Raw genomic sequence first — 14,720 nt, forward strand, 5'->3', positions numbered from 1 at the left:
TCGGTGCCCATGCTCCCGTCCGTGCTCATGACCCGCTCCCCCTCCAGATGTCCGTGAACCGGTCCAGCAGTGCGGCCGCCGCCGTCACGTCGTTCGTGAGCGGCCGGTCGGCCAGTTCCTCGTCGAGCACCGTCTCGGCGAGCGCCAGCGCCCGGCCCACCGGAAGCTCCGGGTCGGGCCGCAGGTCGCGCAGGCGCAACGCCCGTACGGCGGCGACGAGTTCGCAGCCGACGACGAGACGGTACGCGCCGCACGCACGCAGCGTCTGACGTGCGGCGAGCGAGGCGAAGCTGGCCTGCTCCTCGACGCCCCGGGAGAGTACAGCGTGCCCGAGCGACGCGGGCGCCGAGAAGGCCCGCAGGTCACCGAGGGCGGCCGCCGCGGCGTACTCGAGGATCATCACGCCGGACGAGGCGGGTTCCTGGTCGGCGAGGAAGGGCTTGAGGCGGGTGAAGGCGGGCTCGTTGAGGGTGGAGAGCCGGGATGTCGACAGCCGTGCCACCTGGGTGACCGCAAGCCTGAAGTGGTCCAGGGCGAGGGCGAGTTGGGCCTGGTAGAAGCCGCCGTGGTGGTAGGCGGCCATGTCCTGGGTGGAGATGAGCGGGTTCTCGGCGGCCGCGTTGATCTCGATCGAGATGACCTCCTCCAGCGCGTCCGCCGCGTCGTGCGCGGGGCCGTGGATCTGGGGCAGACAGCGGAAGCCGTACGGGTCCTGGATCCGCCCGAGGGGAGGCGTGGGCCGGTCCGCCGCACCGATCAACTCCCGCATCCGCCGGGCGACTTCGACCGAACCCCGGTGCGGGCGGGCCGCGTGGACGGGGGCGGCGTACGCCTCGTGCGAACCGTCGACGGCCAGCAGCGAGAGCGCGCCGACGACCTGCGTGGCGCCGATGAGCCCGCGCAGTTCGTGCAGGGCGAGGGCGGACTGGCCGAGGGTGAGGGCGTTGCTGCTGATGAGGGCGAGGGCGTCGTTGTTGTCGAGCGGCTGCGGCTCGGGCACGCCCGCCACACCGGACACGCCCCGCGCGTCACCGGAAGCCCCCGCACCCGGACCCTCTGTCCCCCGCCAAGGATGCTCCCCCGCCAGCGCCAGCCCCACCTGGGCCAGCGCCGCGATGTCCCCGGTGCCCACCGAGCCGAACTCGTTGACGACCGGATGTGCCCCGCCCTCCAGCGCCTCGCACAGGGCCGTGACGACGCTGGGTCGCAGTCCGGCGCCGCCGGCGAGGAGTTGGTTGGCGCGGACGGCGAGCATCGCGCGGACCTGCCGGGCCGGGAGTTCCTCGCCGATGGCGCCGGCGTGGCTGCGCAGCAGGCGGAGCCCGTGTTCGGCTGCCGCCTCGGTGGGAACGGCCTCGTTCCGGTTGGCGCCCACGCCGGTCGAGCGGCCGTAGACGCGTCCGGTCGCGGCGATCTGGCGGGCGGCGTCCCAGGACTCCTCGGCGCGCTTCATCGCCTCCGTCCCGGGAACGGGGCGCGCGTCGCCGTCTGCGAGCCGCACGACGTCCGCGACGCCGAGCCCGCACCCGTCGAGGACCACCAGGCCAGTGTGCGCATGACCCAGGGTGTCCACGATCCGAGACGACATAGGCCTTCAAACTCCCCTCAATCCGGACACTCGATCTTGCTTACCGGTCATCCGTTACCTCGGATTAACACCGAAGCATTGACAACCTATTCAGACACCAAGAACTCTGCATGACGTTATACAGCCGGGCAAGGGACACATCATGATCCAGTTCGACGCGGTCCACAAACGCTTCCCCAACGGCACGACAGCGGTCCACGACCTCTCCCTGGAGATGCCGGAAGGTGGCGTGACCGTCCTGGTCGGATCCTCCGGTTGCGGCAAGACAACCACGCTGCGGATGATCAACCGGATGGTCGAGCCGACCTCCGGCACCATCCGGGTCGGCGGCAAGGACGTCACCCGCCAGGACGCCGCCGAGCTGCGCCGCTCCATCGGGTACGTCATCCAGCAGTCGGGCCTCTTCCCGCACCGCACGGTGCTGGACAACATCGCCACCGTGCCGCTGCTCCTTGGCCACGGCCGCAAGAAGGCGCGGGCGCGGGCGGCCGAGCTCCTTGAGACCGTCGGTCTCGCCGCCGACGCCGGCAAGCGGTACCCGCACCAGCTCTCCGGCGGCCAGCAGCAGCGCGTCGGTGTGGCCCGGGCACTCGCCGCCGACCCGCCGGTGCTGCTCATGGACGAGCCGTTCGGCGCGGTCGACCCCGTCGTGCGCACCCAGCTCCAGGACGAACTGCTGCGACTCCAGAAGGAGTTGAGCAAGACCATCGTCTTCGTCACGCACGACATCGACGAGGCCGTCCGGCTCGGCGACCAGATAGCCATCTTCCGCACCGGCGGCCACCTCGTGCAGTGCGCGACCCCCACCGAACTGCTGGCCCGCCCCGCCGACGACTTCGTCGCCGACTTCCTCGGCGCCGAGCGCGGACTGAAGCTGCTCTCGCTGAAGAGCCTCGCCGACGTCCCGCAGGGCCCGGCCCCCGAGGGCGGCGCCTGGACCCTCGTACTCGACGAGGCACGCAAGCCGCTGCACTGGGCGGCCAAAAACGCCAAGGATGCCGAAATCCCCGTACGGCCGCTGACCGACAACGATTCCCTGCTGGCGGCGCTGAACGAGTCGGTCGCCTCCCCCACCGGGCTGATCGCGCGGGTCGACGCGGACGGCGTGCTCACCGGTGTCTCCTCACGCGACGACATCCACGAGCACGCGGGCAACGCGCACACCGAAGCGCGAGTGGCCGCATGACCATCGACTGGTCGTGGATATCCGACCACACCGACGATCTCACCACCCTCACGATCTCCCATCTCCAGGCGGCGCTCTCCGCGGTCTTCTTCGGCCTGCTGATCTCGCTCCCGCTGGCGGTCGTGGCCCACCGGATCCGCCCGCTGCGCGGCTTCCTGCTCGGCCTGTCGAACGTGCTGTTCACGATCCCGTCGATCGCGGTCTTCGTGCTGCTGCTGCCGGTGAGCGGACTGACCCGCACCACCACCGTCATCGGCCTGACGATCTACACCCTGGTCGTCCTGCTGCGGAACACGGTCGAGGGCCTCGACTCGGTCCCGGTGAAGACGAAGGAGGCGGCGAAGGCGATGGGCACGCGCCCCCTGCGCACCCTCCTGACCGTCGAACTCCCCCTCGCCCTCCCCGTGATCATGGCGGGTGTCCGCATCGCGACGGTCATGTCGATCTCGCTCGTCTCGGTCGCGACCTACATCGGCGACGGCGGCCTCGGCCAGCTCTTCACCGACGGCTTCCAGCGCGACTTCCCCACCCCGGTGATCGTCGGCGTGGTCCTCACACTGCTGCTCGCGGTCGTCGCGGACGCGCTGCTGGTCGCCCTCCAGCACGTACTCACCCCGTGGCAGAGGCGGCGAGCCTGATGTTCGAACTCTTCAAGAACCTCGGCAGCTGGCTGGTCAGCGGCGAGCAGTGGCAGGGCTCCGACGGCATCGCCCACCGCCTCGCCGAGCACCTCCAGTACTCACTCCTGGCCACCCTCATCGCGGCCGCGATCGGCCTCCCCCTCGGCCTGCTGATCGGCCACACCGGCAAGGGCGCGTTCCTCGCGATCAACCTCGCCTCCTTCGGCCGCGCCCTGCCGACCGTCGGCCTGGTCGTGCTGGTCTTCCTGGCCGGCGGCCTGTCGATGCTGCCGGTGTACGTGGCGCTGGTCGCCCTCGCGGTCCCGTCGATCGTCACCAACACCTACGCCGGTATGACGGCCGTGGACCCGGACGTGAAGGACGCCGCACGCGGCCAGGGCATGCGCTGGCACCAGGTCCTGCTCCAGGTGGAGCTGCCCCTGGCCCTCCCCCTGATCATGACCGGCCTGCGCCTGGCCCTCATCCAGGTGGTGGCCACGGCCACGATCGCCGCGTACGTCTCCTTCGGCGGCCTGGGCCGCTACGTCTTCGACGGCCTCGCCCAGCGCGACCTCGTGCAGGTGATGGGCGGTGCGGTGCTGGTCGCCGTGATCGCCGTCGTCCTCGACCTGGCGCTCTCGGGCCTCCAGCGCTTCCTCTTCCGCCACCGCACCGCCTAGGGAATCCCGCCATGACCGCAATGAATCGCCGCGCTCTCCTCGGCGGCCTGCTCGCCGCCGCCTCCGTCCCCGCCCTGTCCTCCTGCGCGAGCGGCATCACGTCCCTCGACGGCGGCGGCAGCACCTCCGGTGGCAGCGGCTCCAGCAAGGGCGGCATCACCATCGGCACCGCCAACTTCACCGAGAACCAGGTGCTCGGCTACCTCTACGCGGCCGTCCTCACCGCGGCCGGCGTCGAGGTGAAGGTCCGCCCCAACCTCGGCACCCGCGAGATCCTCATCCCCGCGCTCAAGGGCGGCGACATCGACCTGCTCCCCGAGTACCAGGGCGCCCTGCTCCACTACCTCGCCCCCAAGGCGACGGCCACGGAGGAGGGCGAGATGCAGAACGCCCTCGCCATCGCCCTGCCCGCCGGCCTCCAGATCCTGCCGTACGGCATGGCCGAGGACTCCGACGCCTTCGCCGTCACCCAGGAGACGGCGAAGAAGTACGGCCTGACCTCCCTCGCCGACCTGAAGAAGCAGAACGGCAAGCTGGTCCTCGGCGCCGCGCCCGAGGTCAAGAAGCGCGAGGTCGGCGTGGTCGGCCTGAAGGACGTCTACGGCGTGGAGTTCAAGGAGTTCAAGTCGCTGGACTCCTCCGGTCCGCTGGTCAAGGCCGCCCTGAAGAAGGGCGATGTGGACGTGGCCAATCTCTTCACCACCGACACCGACATCGTGGACAACGGCTGGGTGGTGCTGACCGACCCCAAGAACCTCATCCCCGGCCAGCACATCGTCCCCCTCATCGCCGACCGCAAGGCCGACTCCACGGTCCGCAAGGCCCTCGCCGAACTCGGCAACGTCCTCACCACCGCCCAGCTCACCGAGCTCAACCGCCAGGTGGACAAGGACAAGAAGGACCCGGAGGACGTGGCGAACACGTACGCCGAGCGGCACGGGCTCACGAAGTAATGAGCGGTCGGTGACCTGACGACGAATCAATCAAGCGCAACCCAAAGCCACTCAGGGTGACGATCACGCGCTTGCCGTGAACAAGCGCTATCAGCACAACCGTTCCTAGAGACTGAGCGGGAGTGAGTCCTGTAGCCAGGACTCGTGCTCAGCCGTGTGCCCCGAACGGTGTTGGGCACGCTGATCCCCCACGTTCTCGCCGCATCCGGCGCGCACGCATCTGGTGCGTGGTCCGGGGATGCGGGGGTGGGTTCCCTCACGCCCAGGGACGCCCGGTCGGGCCTGGACGGTCCGATGCCCCTGCTCATCGCTCCGGTGAGCAGGAGGCGGTGCCGTCCTCCCCCAGTGCCTAAAGGGCCTGGGAGGTGCCCCCATCCGGATCGGGTGTCCTTGGGCGCGTCATCCGATCGCCACGGCGGCCGCGTCGTGGCGCGTGGTCTTCCTGGTTGTCCACGTGAGGGGCTTCTGCCAGTGCTGAGCACCCCACTTCGAGGTGTAGGCCGGGTCCACGGCGATGACCGCGATGCCGGTGGCGTCGGCCATCGCGGTCAGCCGGGCGCGCAGGCGGCCTGTGGGCATGCTGGAGATGAGATGCCGGAACCGCTTCTTGCGACCGTGTTTCTCGCGGGTCTTCTCCGTACCGAAGTCCAGGTCCTCGACGGCGATCGCCTGCACGCCGCAGGTCTGGGCCCAGCGCAGTAGCCGGGTGAGGGCGTGACGGACTTGGGCGTCACGATGACCGGTGGTACCGGTCAGGTCGTAGAAGAAGCGACGCGGGGCACCTGTGGGGTTGCCATGGCTGTCCAGGCACCAGGCGGCGCGCTGGCCGCCGCCCAGGTCCTGGACGAGGCGGTGGTCGGGTCCGTCCGGTACAGCGTCGAGGAACTGCACATCCCGCTGGTCCTGGAGTCCCGGGGAGTCCTCCAGGTAACCCCGAATATGAACAGGGGGGCTATCCCCAGTGCAGCCGGCGTTCCGGCTCCCTAACGTGGACCTCATGACCGGAATGGACGCGCGGGACACCGAACTCAAGAAGGAACTCAACGCCACCCTGCAGGCCCGCAGGGAGCTGGGCGAGGAGTACGAGTCCGCGCTGGTCGACTCGTTCCTGGAGAAGGTCGACCAGCGCATCGACGGCGCCGTCGAGCGCCGGGTGCGCCGGCAGATAGCCGAGCAGCAGATGGTGGTGGCCCGCGGCTCGCGGTCGCCGAGGGCCACGGACTCCTGGGGCGAGCGCTTCGGCTTCGGCATCGTCTCGCTGGTCCTGGCGGTCCCCCTGTCGGCCATCGGCGGGACCGTCGGACACCTCCCCGGCCTTGTGGTCGCCTGGATCGGCATTGTCGGCGTCAACGCGGTCCAGGCCGCCCGCGCCAACCCCGGCCTGTTCGGCGGCGGCAGGGGCAGGCGGCACAAGGCGGCGCAGGACAGCGACTGGGAGGGCTAGGGCCTGTCCGGCGGGTTCACGCCTGGCGGGTCGGCAGCACCATGATCTGGCGGAGGTTGACGTGGCGGGGCCGGCTGCTCGCATAGGCCACGACGTCGGCGACCTCCTCGGCCGACAGCGAGCCCCATGTCTCCATCAGGGGTTCGAACTGCCCGAGCAGCTCGGCGTTGTCGGTGTGCGACGCCAGCTCGGTCCGCGTGAACCCCGGCTCGACGTTGGTGACCCGCACGTCCCGGGGCCCGAACTCGGTACGCAGGACCGTCGAGAGATGGGTGACCGCGGCCTTGGTGGCCGAGTACACCCCGAAGTTGGGGAACGTCAGGTGCGCGCCGACGGACGACACGTTCACCAGATCCGCCGTACGCCCCTCCGCGGCCGCCGCCACCAGGTCACCCGTGAAGGCCCGGATGACCCGCAGCACACCGGTCACATTGGTGTCGATCATCCGCTGCCACTCGTCGATGCGCCCGTCGTCGACGGGGTTGCCCAGCATGACGCCGGCCGAGTTCACGACCAGGTCGACACCCCCGTACACCTCATGAACCCTGCCGACGGCAGCCCCGACCGACGCCTCGTCGGTGACATCGGCGACGACGGCGAGGGCCTGCCCCCCATCCGCCCGGATCTTCCCGCTGATCGCCTCCAGCCGCTCCCCACGCCGGGCCAACAACGCGACCCGCGCACCGTGCCGGGCGAGCAGCACGGCGACCGCCTCGCCGATCCCACTGGCGGCCCCGGTGACCACCGCGGTCCGGCCGGCCAGATTCTCGTACGACATGAAGCACTCCCTCGGTCGCGGCCGGGGCGTCTCCCCGGCCACACCGAACACCCTGCGCGCCCGCTCCCGCCGTACCCAGGGATGCGTTTTTCCTGGGTCTGGCAGAACCAGGTTCGCGGCCCGCGACCCGCCTAGGATCGAACCCATGGACGGGGACCTGGGAGATTTTCTGCGCTCGCGCCGCGCACGCATCCAGCCGGACGAGGTGGGTCTGGCCTCATACGGCCGCCGCCGCGTCCCCGGCCTGCGCCGCGAGGAGGTCGCTCAGCTGGCCGGGGTGAGCGTCGACTACTACATCCGCCTCGAACAGGGCCGCGGACCAAGGGTGTCGGAGGCGGTGCTGGACTCGATCGCCCGCGTCCTGCGCCTGGACGAGACGGAACGCGTCTACCTGCACTCGGTGGCCAGCCCCGCCCGAAACCGCAGCCGGGACCGACAGGACCGCCGCCCGACCGCCCGCGTGCGCCCCGGCGTGCAACTGCTGCTGGACAGCATCGACCGCACCCCGGCGTTCGTGATCGGCCGCCGGATGGACGTGCTGGCCTGGAACGCCCTGGGGGACGCGGTCTTCGGCTACAGCGGCACGCCACCCGAGGCCCGCAACATCCCGCGCCATGTCTTCCTCGACCCCGCCGCCCACGACCTCTACCCCGAGTGGTCGGCGGTGGCCACCCAGTGCGTCGCGCATCTGCGGATCATCGCGGGCAGCCACCAGGACGACCGCCAACTGACCGAGCTGGTGGGCGAGTTGTCGCTGAAGAGCGAGGACTTCCGCCGCCTGTGGGCCGACCACGAGGTAAGGGAGTGCGCATACGGCGTGAAGCGCATCCGGCACCCGGTAGCGGGCCTGCTCACCATCGCGTACGAGACGCTGACGGTACCGGGCGACGAGGACCTGAGCCTCCTGGTCTACACACCCGAGCCGGGGTCGGAGACGGCGGAGAGGCTAGGTCTGTTGGGGAGTTGGGCGACAACTCACGCCCGCTGAAAAAGCTTGGCGCGGGGACCGCCGCACCCCCGTTACCGGGGGGCGGGACGACGGCGGTCCCCGCGAGGGACGCGGGCCGGGTCAGGGCCGGGCTTACGCGTCCATAGGCGTCCATGGAGGTCCGGGAGCCGCTCCGGAGGTCCTTGGCGCCGTTTTGGTGCCGGCCGGGGCGGGGAGCCGCTCCCGCCCTTGCCGACATCCACTAATGTGCCGGACCCGTGTTAAGCGGGTGCTGCGTGGACGTGACGCGCTCGTACCACTTCCGCGAAGTTCATCGCGGCCGCAGGTCACCGCAAGTTCGCCGCCGCCATGGCCCGTTCACCGGACGTTTCCTACTGCTTCCCGCCCTTGGCGAGGAAGGACAGCAGGTCCTGGCGGCTGATGACGCCGGTCGGCTTGCCCTCGACGAGCACGATCGCCGCGTCCGCCTTGCCCAGTACGGACATCAGGTCGCCCACCGGCTCACCGGAGCCGACCTGCGGCAGCGGCGGGGACATGTGCTTCTCCAGCGGGTCGTGGAGCGAGGCGCGCTGGGTGAACAGGGCGTCGAGCAACTCCCGCTCCACGACGGACCCGACGACCTCCGCCGCCATGACGTCCGGGTGACCGGCGCCCGGCTTGACGATCGGCATCTGGGAGACGCCGTACTCGCGCAGCACCTCGATGGCCTGCCCGACGGTCTCGTCCGGGTGCATGTGCACGAGGGAGGGGATGTGGCCGTGCTCCTTGTCGTCGAGGACGTCGGCGACGCGGGCGCTCGGGCCCTCGTCCTCCAGGAAGCCGTAGTCGGCCATCCACTCGTCGTTGAAGATTTTCGAAAGGTAGCCACGGCCGCTGTCGGGGAGCAGGACCACGACCACGTCGTCCGGGCCCAGCCGCTCGGCAACACGCAGGGCCGCCACGACGGCCATCCCGCACGAGCCGCCCACCAACAGGCCCTCCTCCTTGGCCAGTCGGCGGGTCATCTGGAAGGAGTCCTTGTCGGACACGGCGACGATCTCGTCGGCGACGGTCCGGTCGTAGGCGGTCGGCCAGAAGTCCTCGCCGACGCCCTCGACGAGGTACGGCCGCCCGGAGCCGCCGGAGTACACGGACCCCTCGGGGTCGGCGCCGATGACCTGCACCCGGCCGTCACTGGCGTCCTTCAGATAGCGCCCGGTGCCGGAGATGGTGCCGCCGGTGCCCACGCCCGCGACGAAGTGGGTGATCTTCCCCTCCGTCTGCTCCCACAGCTCGGGGCCGGTCGAGTGATAGTGGGAGAGGGGGTTGTGGGGGTTGGAGTACTGGTCGGGCTTCCAGGCTCCGGGCGTCTCGCGGACCAACCGGTCGGAGACGTTGTAGTAGGAGTCGGGGTGCTCGGGATCCACGGCGGTGGGGCAGACCACGACCTCGGCCCCGTAGGCGCGCAGCACGTTGATCTTGTCGGTGGAGACCTTGTCGGGGCACACGAAGATGCACTTGTACCCCTTCTGCTGCGCCACGATGGCCAGCCCGACCCCGGTGTTTCCGCTGGTCGGCTCGACGATCGTGCCGCCCGGCTGGAGCTCCCCGCTCTTCTCGGCGGCCTCGATCATGCGCAGGGCGATGCGGTCCTTCACGGAGCCGCCCGGGTTGAAGTACTCCACCTTGGCCAGGACGGTCGCCTGAATGCCCGCGGTCACGCTGTTGAGCCTCACCAGCGGGGTGTTGCCGACGAGACTGATCATCGAGTCGTGGAATTGCACCGTTGTCTCCGGTTGCTGCAAAAGAGAAGTGTTGGTTCCGCCAGCGTCTCAGATCAGCTTGGTGATCCTGGATCAGACGTGATGTCTGGAAGCGGGACGTCCCATCGTAGAGGGGTGGCGTGGGCGTGCAGGTGGAAGCGTCTCTGATCAGCTAAGCGATCCCATGCAAGACGTAGTGTCTGGCACGGGCTCTGCCCATCGTGGAGGGGTGGCGTGGACGTGCAAGTGGAAACCTGCGCCCAGTGCTGCTCCTCGTGGCCGGTGTCGGCCGGTGGTGGGTGTGCTGGTCGTGGTCACGTTCTGGTGCCGGTGGGCTGCGCGGGGCAGCCTGATCCGGTCCGTTGGTGCGTGTCCCTCCGGACGCTTGCCCTCCGGGCCCGTGGGTCTGGTGGGGGAGGGTGCCCTGCGTCGCCTGGGCGCGGGGCATGTGGAACGGGGCCGGGTCGGGCCGGTCTTCGAGCGGTCCTTCCGGCTGGCCTTGGCGGTGATCGGGGTGATGACCGCCGTGGCTTCGAGTTTGTCGACCACCATGCGGATCACCAGCTGCCCGGTGGTGCGGTCGGTGACGGTCTTGGCCTGATGCGTGAGGCCGCGTGCGGCGATGCGCTGCCACGCGCCCTGGTCGCGATCCCCCTGCCAACCACAGCCAGGGCAGTTGGCCCATTTCCAGCCTGTGGTGGTGGGTCGGTCGGGGGCTTTGCGGTGCCGCAGCGGGGTCAGACACCGGGGGCAGTGCCTGGAGGTGTTGCGCGGCGGGACGGCCACGACGGCGATCCCCGCCTCGGCGGCGAGGTGGCGCACATGCTCGGCAATCTGGCCGCGCACCGCCTGCGACATGCGGGTGTTGTGGGTGCGGCCCATGCCTTTGGCTTCCATCGACCGCAGGTCTTCCAGGTAGATGACGGTGGCCCCGGTGGCGACGGCCTGATCGACCGCCCAGCGGGCGGCAGCCCACGCCAGGGCGTCATTCAGGTTCGCGCGGCGTGCGCTGACCCGGCGGATCTCCTCACGCAGAACCTCGTGCCGGGTGGCCAAGGCATGTTCGGTGGTGTCGCCGATGAGCCGCTGGTACTGGTCGGCCTTGGCGTGCAGGTGCTCCGACAGACGGCACAGGCGGTGCTGCTTGGCCAGCACACCCGCGGCACGGAACTGGCCTCCGGAACCGAGGGCGGTGATGGTGCCGTCGTCGTGGAGCCGGGCGGCCCCGGCGGACAGCAGCGTGTTCAAGCCCCAGTCCACGCCGAGGGCCACGTGGTGGCCGGTGCGGCGGGCCTGGGGTACGGCATGGGTGTAGGCGAGATCGGCACGCACCTTCCCGCCCGTCATGCGCAGGGTGGGAAGGTGCAGCACCGCGTTCGCCGGGATCGTCGGCGGCAGGGTGATGGGGCAGGCCACCCAGGTCCAGTCCGCGTACGAGCGCGGGTCGGGCCGGGTGGGCAGTTGCAGCCGCAGCAGCGCCCGCCGCGGATCGCTCTCGGAGCGTTCGATGGTGGCCTGCTGCCCGTCGCAGGCGGACAGCAGCAGCATCCGCGCCGCCCCAGGCGCCTCCTCCAGCTCGAACACATCCGCGGGCAGCCGGCCGTGCTCCCGCTCGAACGTGGCGACCTGCCGGGTGCGCGAACGGATCACACTCGACGGGAGATACGGTCCGCCGGGAACCGCCTCCCGCACCGCGTCCCACTCCTCACCGGTGCGCTTCGCCGGATCGGCCGGCCAGGTGGCGAGGACACCGGCCGTGAGATCGGCCCGCCACTTCGCCGAGCGCAACGCCCGCCCCGCCTGCTCCTGGGCCATACGGATGATCCGGTCGTTGACCTTCACACCCGTGGCGTCGGCCACGGCCCAGCCCAGACGCCGCAACGCCATCCACGCGCTCGACGGCAGGCTCCGCCCGCCCGTGTCCTCACCGGAAGCAAGAACGTCCACATCCGCGGCATTCCAGTGCTCGTCCAGCAGTCCGGCGGCCATGCCCGACACGAGATCAGCGGCCCAGCCGACCCGCTGCGCCAGCACCGCGGCAGACAGCACCTCGCCCGTCTTCTCCACCACACCCGCCCGCAACAGACCACGGGCACAGGCAGTACGAGCCGTCTCGCCGTCGCCGAGCGGCAGCCTCCGGCTCACCAGCCGCCCCTTTCCACGACCTGTGGTGCTGTCATCAGATCAACGACACCCCAGCGAAAAGGTCACGCATTCGATCCACGTACTCACATACGACACCGACACCAATACTGACGCCAAAGGAAACCCGCCAGCCTAAAGGTCTGGGGGGTCGTTCACTCACCGTTGAGATTGGCCGACGTGCTGTTCGGGGCAAGCAGGAGATGTACGGCTTCGAGGAGGTGGCGGCGACGCATGACGAGCATGTCGAGGGCGAGGGTGGCACGGCGGATCGCGGCCGGTGCCGCGTACGGCGGTGGCGGGATCGGGCTGGCCGGGGCGGCGGCGATCGGGCTGTTGTTGGCGGAGGTGCGGCTGGCCAAGCGGCAGGTGGGCAACGGCCGCAGCGGACACGCCCCGAGGGCGGACGGTGTGTACGGCGCCGCGTATGCCACCCCTGGTGAACCTCCTTTGCGCCTGACCATGCTCGGCGACTCCACGGCGGCGGGCCAGGGCGTGCACCGGGCCCGCCAGACGCCGGGCGCGCTGCTCGCCTCCGGCCTGGCGGCGGTGGCGGAACGCCCGGTGGTGCTGCGGAACGTGGCGCTGCCCGGGGCCCAGTCGGACGACCTGGACCGCCAGGTGGGGCTGGCCCTGACGGACGAGCCCGTTCCGCCCGACGTCTGCGTGATCATGATCGGCGCGAACGACGTGACGCACCGGATGCCGCCGACCCGCTCGGTGCGCCACCTGTCTTCGGCGGTACGACGGCTGCGGACGGCCGGTGCGGAGGTGGTGGTCGGCACCTGTCCCGACCTGGGCACGATCGAACCGGTGCAGCAACCGTTGCGCTGGCTGGCCCGACGGGCCTCACGCCACCTGGCGGCCGCCCAGACGATCGGCACGGTCGAGCAGGGCGGCCGTACGGTGTCGCTGGGTGACCTGCTGGGCCCCGAATTCATGGCGAACCCGCGGGAGTTGTTCGGCCCGGACCTCTACCACCCGTCGGTGGAGGGGTACGCCACGGCCGCGATGGCGGTCCTCCCGACGGTCTGCGCGGCCCTGGGCCTGTGGCCGGCGGAGGAGGAGCACCCGGACGCGTCCAGGCGGGAGGGTTTCCTGCCGGTCGCCCGTGCGGCGGCGGAGGCGGCGTCGGAGGCGGGCACCGAGGTGGCGGCGGCGATGCCGACCGGGCCGCGTGGCCCGTGGGCCCTGCTGAAGCGCCGGCGGCGCCAGCGGCTTCCGGAGGCCGAACCGGTCGACGAGCCGATCGGCGGAGCGACCCGTGGACCGAGCGGTGCCGACAACGCGAGGAATCGGGGATTCCGCTTCTGACCAGGGGCGGAGTCATTTCCGTACATGCAGCGTTCACCGTTTGTACGGTATGACGTAACCGAATCACCCCCGGCGCTCGCGAAGGTGACTCCTCTTGCTGTCAGGGCGCCATCAAGGCGCCATGAGCACGCTGTCAGGAGTACGCCCCCGCGATGGACAAGCCGCTTCCGAGACCCGCCGGCCCCGCCCACCCCGCAGGTCCGAGCCGGGCCCGGGACCCCTGGTGGGACAACGCCCGGTTCGTGTCGGCCTCGCTGATCGTGGTCCTGCACACAGTCGGCAGCATCATGGCCCAGCACGGCGCGCTGCACGCCTTCCACGTCGCCGCCTGGGCCTTCCGGGTCCCGGCCTTCGTCGTCCTGGCCGGCGTCTTCAGCAGCGCGGGGCCGCTCGGCCCTCGTCAGCTGCGCACCCTGCTGAGCAGCATCGTCCTGCCCGCCCTGGTGTTCAGCGTGCTGTTCTCGCTGGAGACGAAGGCGCTGGGCGGCCCGCTCGACCTGCACGTCGCCCAGCTTCCCTGGACGCTGTGGTTCCTGATGTCCCTGTTCTGCTGGCGGCTGCTGCTGCCCCTGGTGGTCCAGCTGCGCCACCCGCTGCTGGTCACCACGGTCGTGGCGCTCGGGCTCGGGTACGTGGAGGAGTTCGGGCTCCCGTTCTCGGCCAGCCGGACGCTGGTGTACCTGCCGCTGTTCTACTTCGGCTGGCGCCTGGGCCAGGGCATGCTCCGGGAGTGGTTCGAGAGCCGGTGGAGCCTGCCGCTCGCCGTGGCGGGGATCCTCGGCTCGTTCACCGTGGCCTGGCTGTGGCACCGGGACATCCAGGGCTCCTGGCTCTCGATGCGGCACGCGTACCGGGCCGACACCCCGCTGGGCATGGAGGGCGCCTGGGTGGTCCGGCTGCTCGTGCTGGCCTCGGCGGCGGCGCTGGTGCTGTGCCTGCTGCGGCTGATGCCGAAGCGGCGGCTTCCGGTGATCTCCGCGCTCGGGGCGGGCGGTTTCACCGTCTACCTGCTGCATCCGCTGGTCATCCTGCCGCTGCGGGAGAAGGGCCTGATCGCCCGGGCCGACACCACGCTGGAGCTGGCCGCCCTGATGGTGGGCGGGGTCCTGCTCACGGCGGTCCTCGCGTCACCCCTCGTACGGCGTCTGACCCGGCCGCTGACCCGACCGTCGGCGGGCTGGCTCCTGGCCCCGGCGCCGACGCCCGCGGCCGTGCCCGCGTCGGCGACACCGACGGTGCCGACCGGGCTACCAGCTCAGCAAGCGCTTGGAACAGAGTTCCGCATCACACCCTGATGACCGGGTGAGCAGAACCGCCGCCCCGG

General features: G+C 70.6%; 12 protein-coding genes and 1 pseudogene. 8 read left to right on the forward strand and 5 right to left on the reverse strand.

Translation table 11 applies throughout. The annotated features are described in order from the left end of the window. Positions 1-25: 25 nt before the first annotated feature. Positions 26-1,588 carry an aromatic amino acid ammonia-lyase gene (locus AC5DRG_RS21220; protein WP_491812140.1) on the reverse strand — a complete coding sequence of 521 codons (1,563 nt, stop codon included), beginning with the start codon at positions 1,586-1,588 and terminating at the stop codon, positions 26-28. A 142-nt stretch (positions 1,589-1,730) separates the two neighbouring features. On the opposite strand from AC5DRG_RS21220, the gene AC5DRG_RS21225 reads away from it, so the two are divergent. Genes AC5DRG_RS21225 through AC5DRG_RS21240 form a run of 4 tightly spaced genes read left to right on the forward strand, consistent with a single transcriptional unit; the run spans position 1,731 to position 5,027 of the window. Further along, positions 1,731-2,774 (forward strand): ABC transporter ATP-binding protein, encoded by a 1,044-nt coding sequence (locus tag AC5DRG_RS21225; protein ID WP_491812141.1) that lies wholly within the window; start codon positions 1,731-1,733, stop codon positions 2,772-2,774. After that, positions 2,771-3,412: an ABC transporter permease gene (locus AC5DRG_RS21230; RefSeq protein ID WP_491812142.1), complete on the forward strand. Its 642-nt coding sequence runs from the start codon at positions 2,771-2,773 to the stop codon at positions 3,410-3,412. The genes AC5DRG_RS21225 and AC5DRG_RS21230 overlap by 4 nt, the downstream gene beginning before the upstream one ends. Further along, entirely contained in the window at positions 3,412-4,074 is a 663-nt protein-coding gene (locus AC5DRG_RS21235; protein WP_491813111.1) for an ABC transporter permease, read from the forward strand. The genes AC5DRG_RS21230 and AC5DRG_RS21235 overlap by 1 nt, the downstream gene beginning before the upstream one ends. A 20-nt stretch (positions 4,075-4,094) precedes the next feature. After that, positions 4,095-5,027 carry an ABC transporter substrate-binding protein gene (locus tag AC5DRG_RS21240; RefSeq protein ID WP_491813112.1) on the forward strand — a complete coding sequence of 311 codons (933 nt, stop codon included), beginning with the start codon at positions 4,095-4,097 and terminating at the stop codon, positions 5,025-5,027. Positions 5,028-5,132: 105 nt separating this feature from the next. Here the strand turns inward: AC5DRG_RS21240 and AC5DRG_RS21245 are convergent. After that, positions 5,133-5,867: pseudogene (locus AC5DRG_RS21245) on the reverse strand (IS200/IS605 family accessory protein TnpB-related protein); the annotation flags it as partial. 166 nt (positions 5,868-6,033) lie between these two features. Here AC5DRG_RS21245 and AC5DRG_RS21250 point away from each other — a divergent pair. Beyond that, on the forward strand, positions 6,034-6,471 hold the full coding sequence (locus AC5DRG_RS21250) for a hypothetical protein (RefSeq protein WP_491813113.1): 438 nt from the start codon (positions 6,034-6,036) through the stop codon (positions 6,469-6,471). A 16-nt stretch (positions 6,472-6,487) separates the two neighbouring features. Here AC5DRG_RS21250 and AC5DRG_RS21255 read toward each other — a convergent pair whose 3' ends face one another. Beyond that, on the reverse strand, positions 6,488-7,249 hold the full coding sequence (locus AC5DRG_RS21255) for an SDR family oxidoreductase (RefSeq protein WP_491812143.1): 762 nt from the start codon (positions 7,247-7,249) through the stop codon (positions 6,488-6,490). A 145-nt stretch (positions 7,250-7,394) separates the two neighbouring features. Between AC5DRG_RS21255 and AC5DRG_RS21260 the strand changes: the two genes are divergently transcribed. Continuing rightward, positions 7,395-8,237 (forward strand): helix-turn-helix transcriptional regulator, encoded by an 843-nt coding sequence (locus AC5DRG_RS21260; protein WP_491812144.1) that lies wholly within the window; start codon positions 7,395-7,397, stop codon positions 8,235-8,237. 332 nt (positions 8,238-8,569) lie between these two features. Here AC5DRG_RS21260 and AC5DRG_RS21265 read toward each other — a convergent pair whose 3' ends face one another. Both AC5DRG_RS21265 and AC5DRG_RS21270 read right to left on the reverse strand, forming a co-directional pair. After that, positions 8,570-9,961, reverse strand: coding sequence for a cystathionine beta-synthase (locus AC5DRG_RS21265; protein WP_491812145.1), 1,392 nt, complete (start codon positions 9,959-9,961; stop codon positions 8,570-8,572). A gap of 147 nt (positions 9,962-10,108) precedes the next feature. Continuing rightward, positions 10,109-12,085, reverse strand: a complete 1,977-nt coding sequence (locus AC5DRG_RS21270) for a zinc ribbon domain-containing protein (RefSeq protein ID WP_491812146.1) — start codon at positions 12,083-12,085, stop codon at positions 10,109-10,111. Between the two features lie 231 nt (positions 12,086-12,316). On the opposite strand from AC5DRG_RS21270, the gene AC5DRG_RS21275 reads away from it, so the two are divergent. Next, entirely contained in the window at positions 12,317-13,396 is a 1,080-nt protein-coding gene (locus AC5DRG_RS21275; protein WP_491812147.1) for an SGNH/GDSL hydrolase family protein, read from the forward strand. 152 nt (positions 13,397-13,548) lie between these two features. Then, positions 13,549-14,691 (forward strand): acyltransferase family protein, encoded by a 1,143-nt coding sequence (locus tag AC5DRG_RS21280; RefSeq protein ID WP_491812148.1) that lies wholly within the window; start codon positions 13,549-13,551, stop codon positions 14,689-14,691. The last annotated feature ends 29 nt before the right edge of the window (positions 14,692-14,720 follow it).

The sequence above is a fragment of the Streptomyces sp. JLBG701 genome (genome assembly GCF_058544905.1).

Coding starts and splice junctions, on each gene's coding strand:
- AC5DRG_RS21220 (WP_491812140.1), bottom strand. CDS start 1,588: ATGTCGTCTCGGATCGTGGACACCCTGGGTCATGCGCACACTGGCCTG.
- AC5DRG_RS21225 (WP_491812141.1), top strand. CDS start 1,731: ATGATCCAGTTCGACGCGGTCCACAAACGCTTCCCCAACGGCACGACA.
- AC5DRG_RS21230 (WP_491812142.1), top strand. CDS start 2,771: ATGACCATCGACTGGTCGTGGATATCCGACCACACCGACGATCTCACC.
- AC5DRG_RS21235 (WP_491813111.1), top strand. CDS start 3,412: ATGTTCGAACTCTTCAAGAACCTCGGCAGCTGGCTGGTCAGCGGCGAG.
- AC5DRG_RS21240 (WP_491813112.1), top strand. CDS start 4,095: ATGAATCGCCGCGCTCTCCTCGGCGGCCTGCTCGCCGCCGCCTCCGTC.
- AC5DRG_RS21250 (WP_491813113.1), top strand. CDS start 6,034: ATGGACGCGCGGGACACCGAACTCAAGAAGGAACTCAACGCCACCCTG.
- AC5DRG_RS21255 (WP_491812143.1), bottom strand. CDS start 7,249: ATGTCGTACGAGAATCTGGCCGGCCGGACCGCGGTGGTCACCGGGGCC.
- AC5DRG_RS21260 (WP_491812144.1), top strand. CDS start 7,395: ATGGACGGGGACCTGGGAGATTTTCTGCGCTCGCGCCGCGCACGCATC.
- AC5DRG_RS21275 (WP_491812147.1), top strand. CDS start 12,317: ATGACGAGCATGTCGAGGGCGAGGGTGGCACGGCGGATCGCGGCCGGT.
- AC5DRG_RS21280 (WP_491812148.1), top strand. CDS start 13,549: ATGGACAAGCCGCTTCCGAGACCCGCCGGCCCCGCCCACCCCGCAGGT.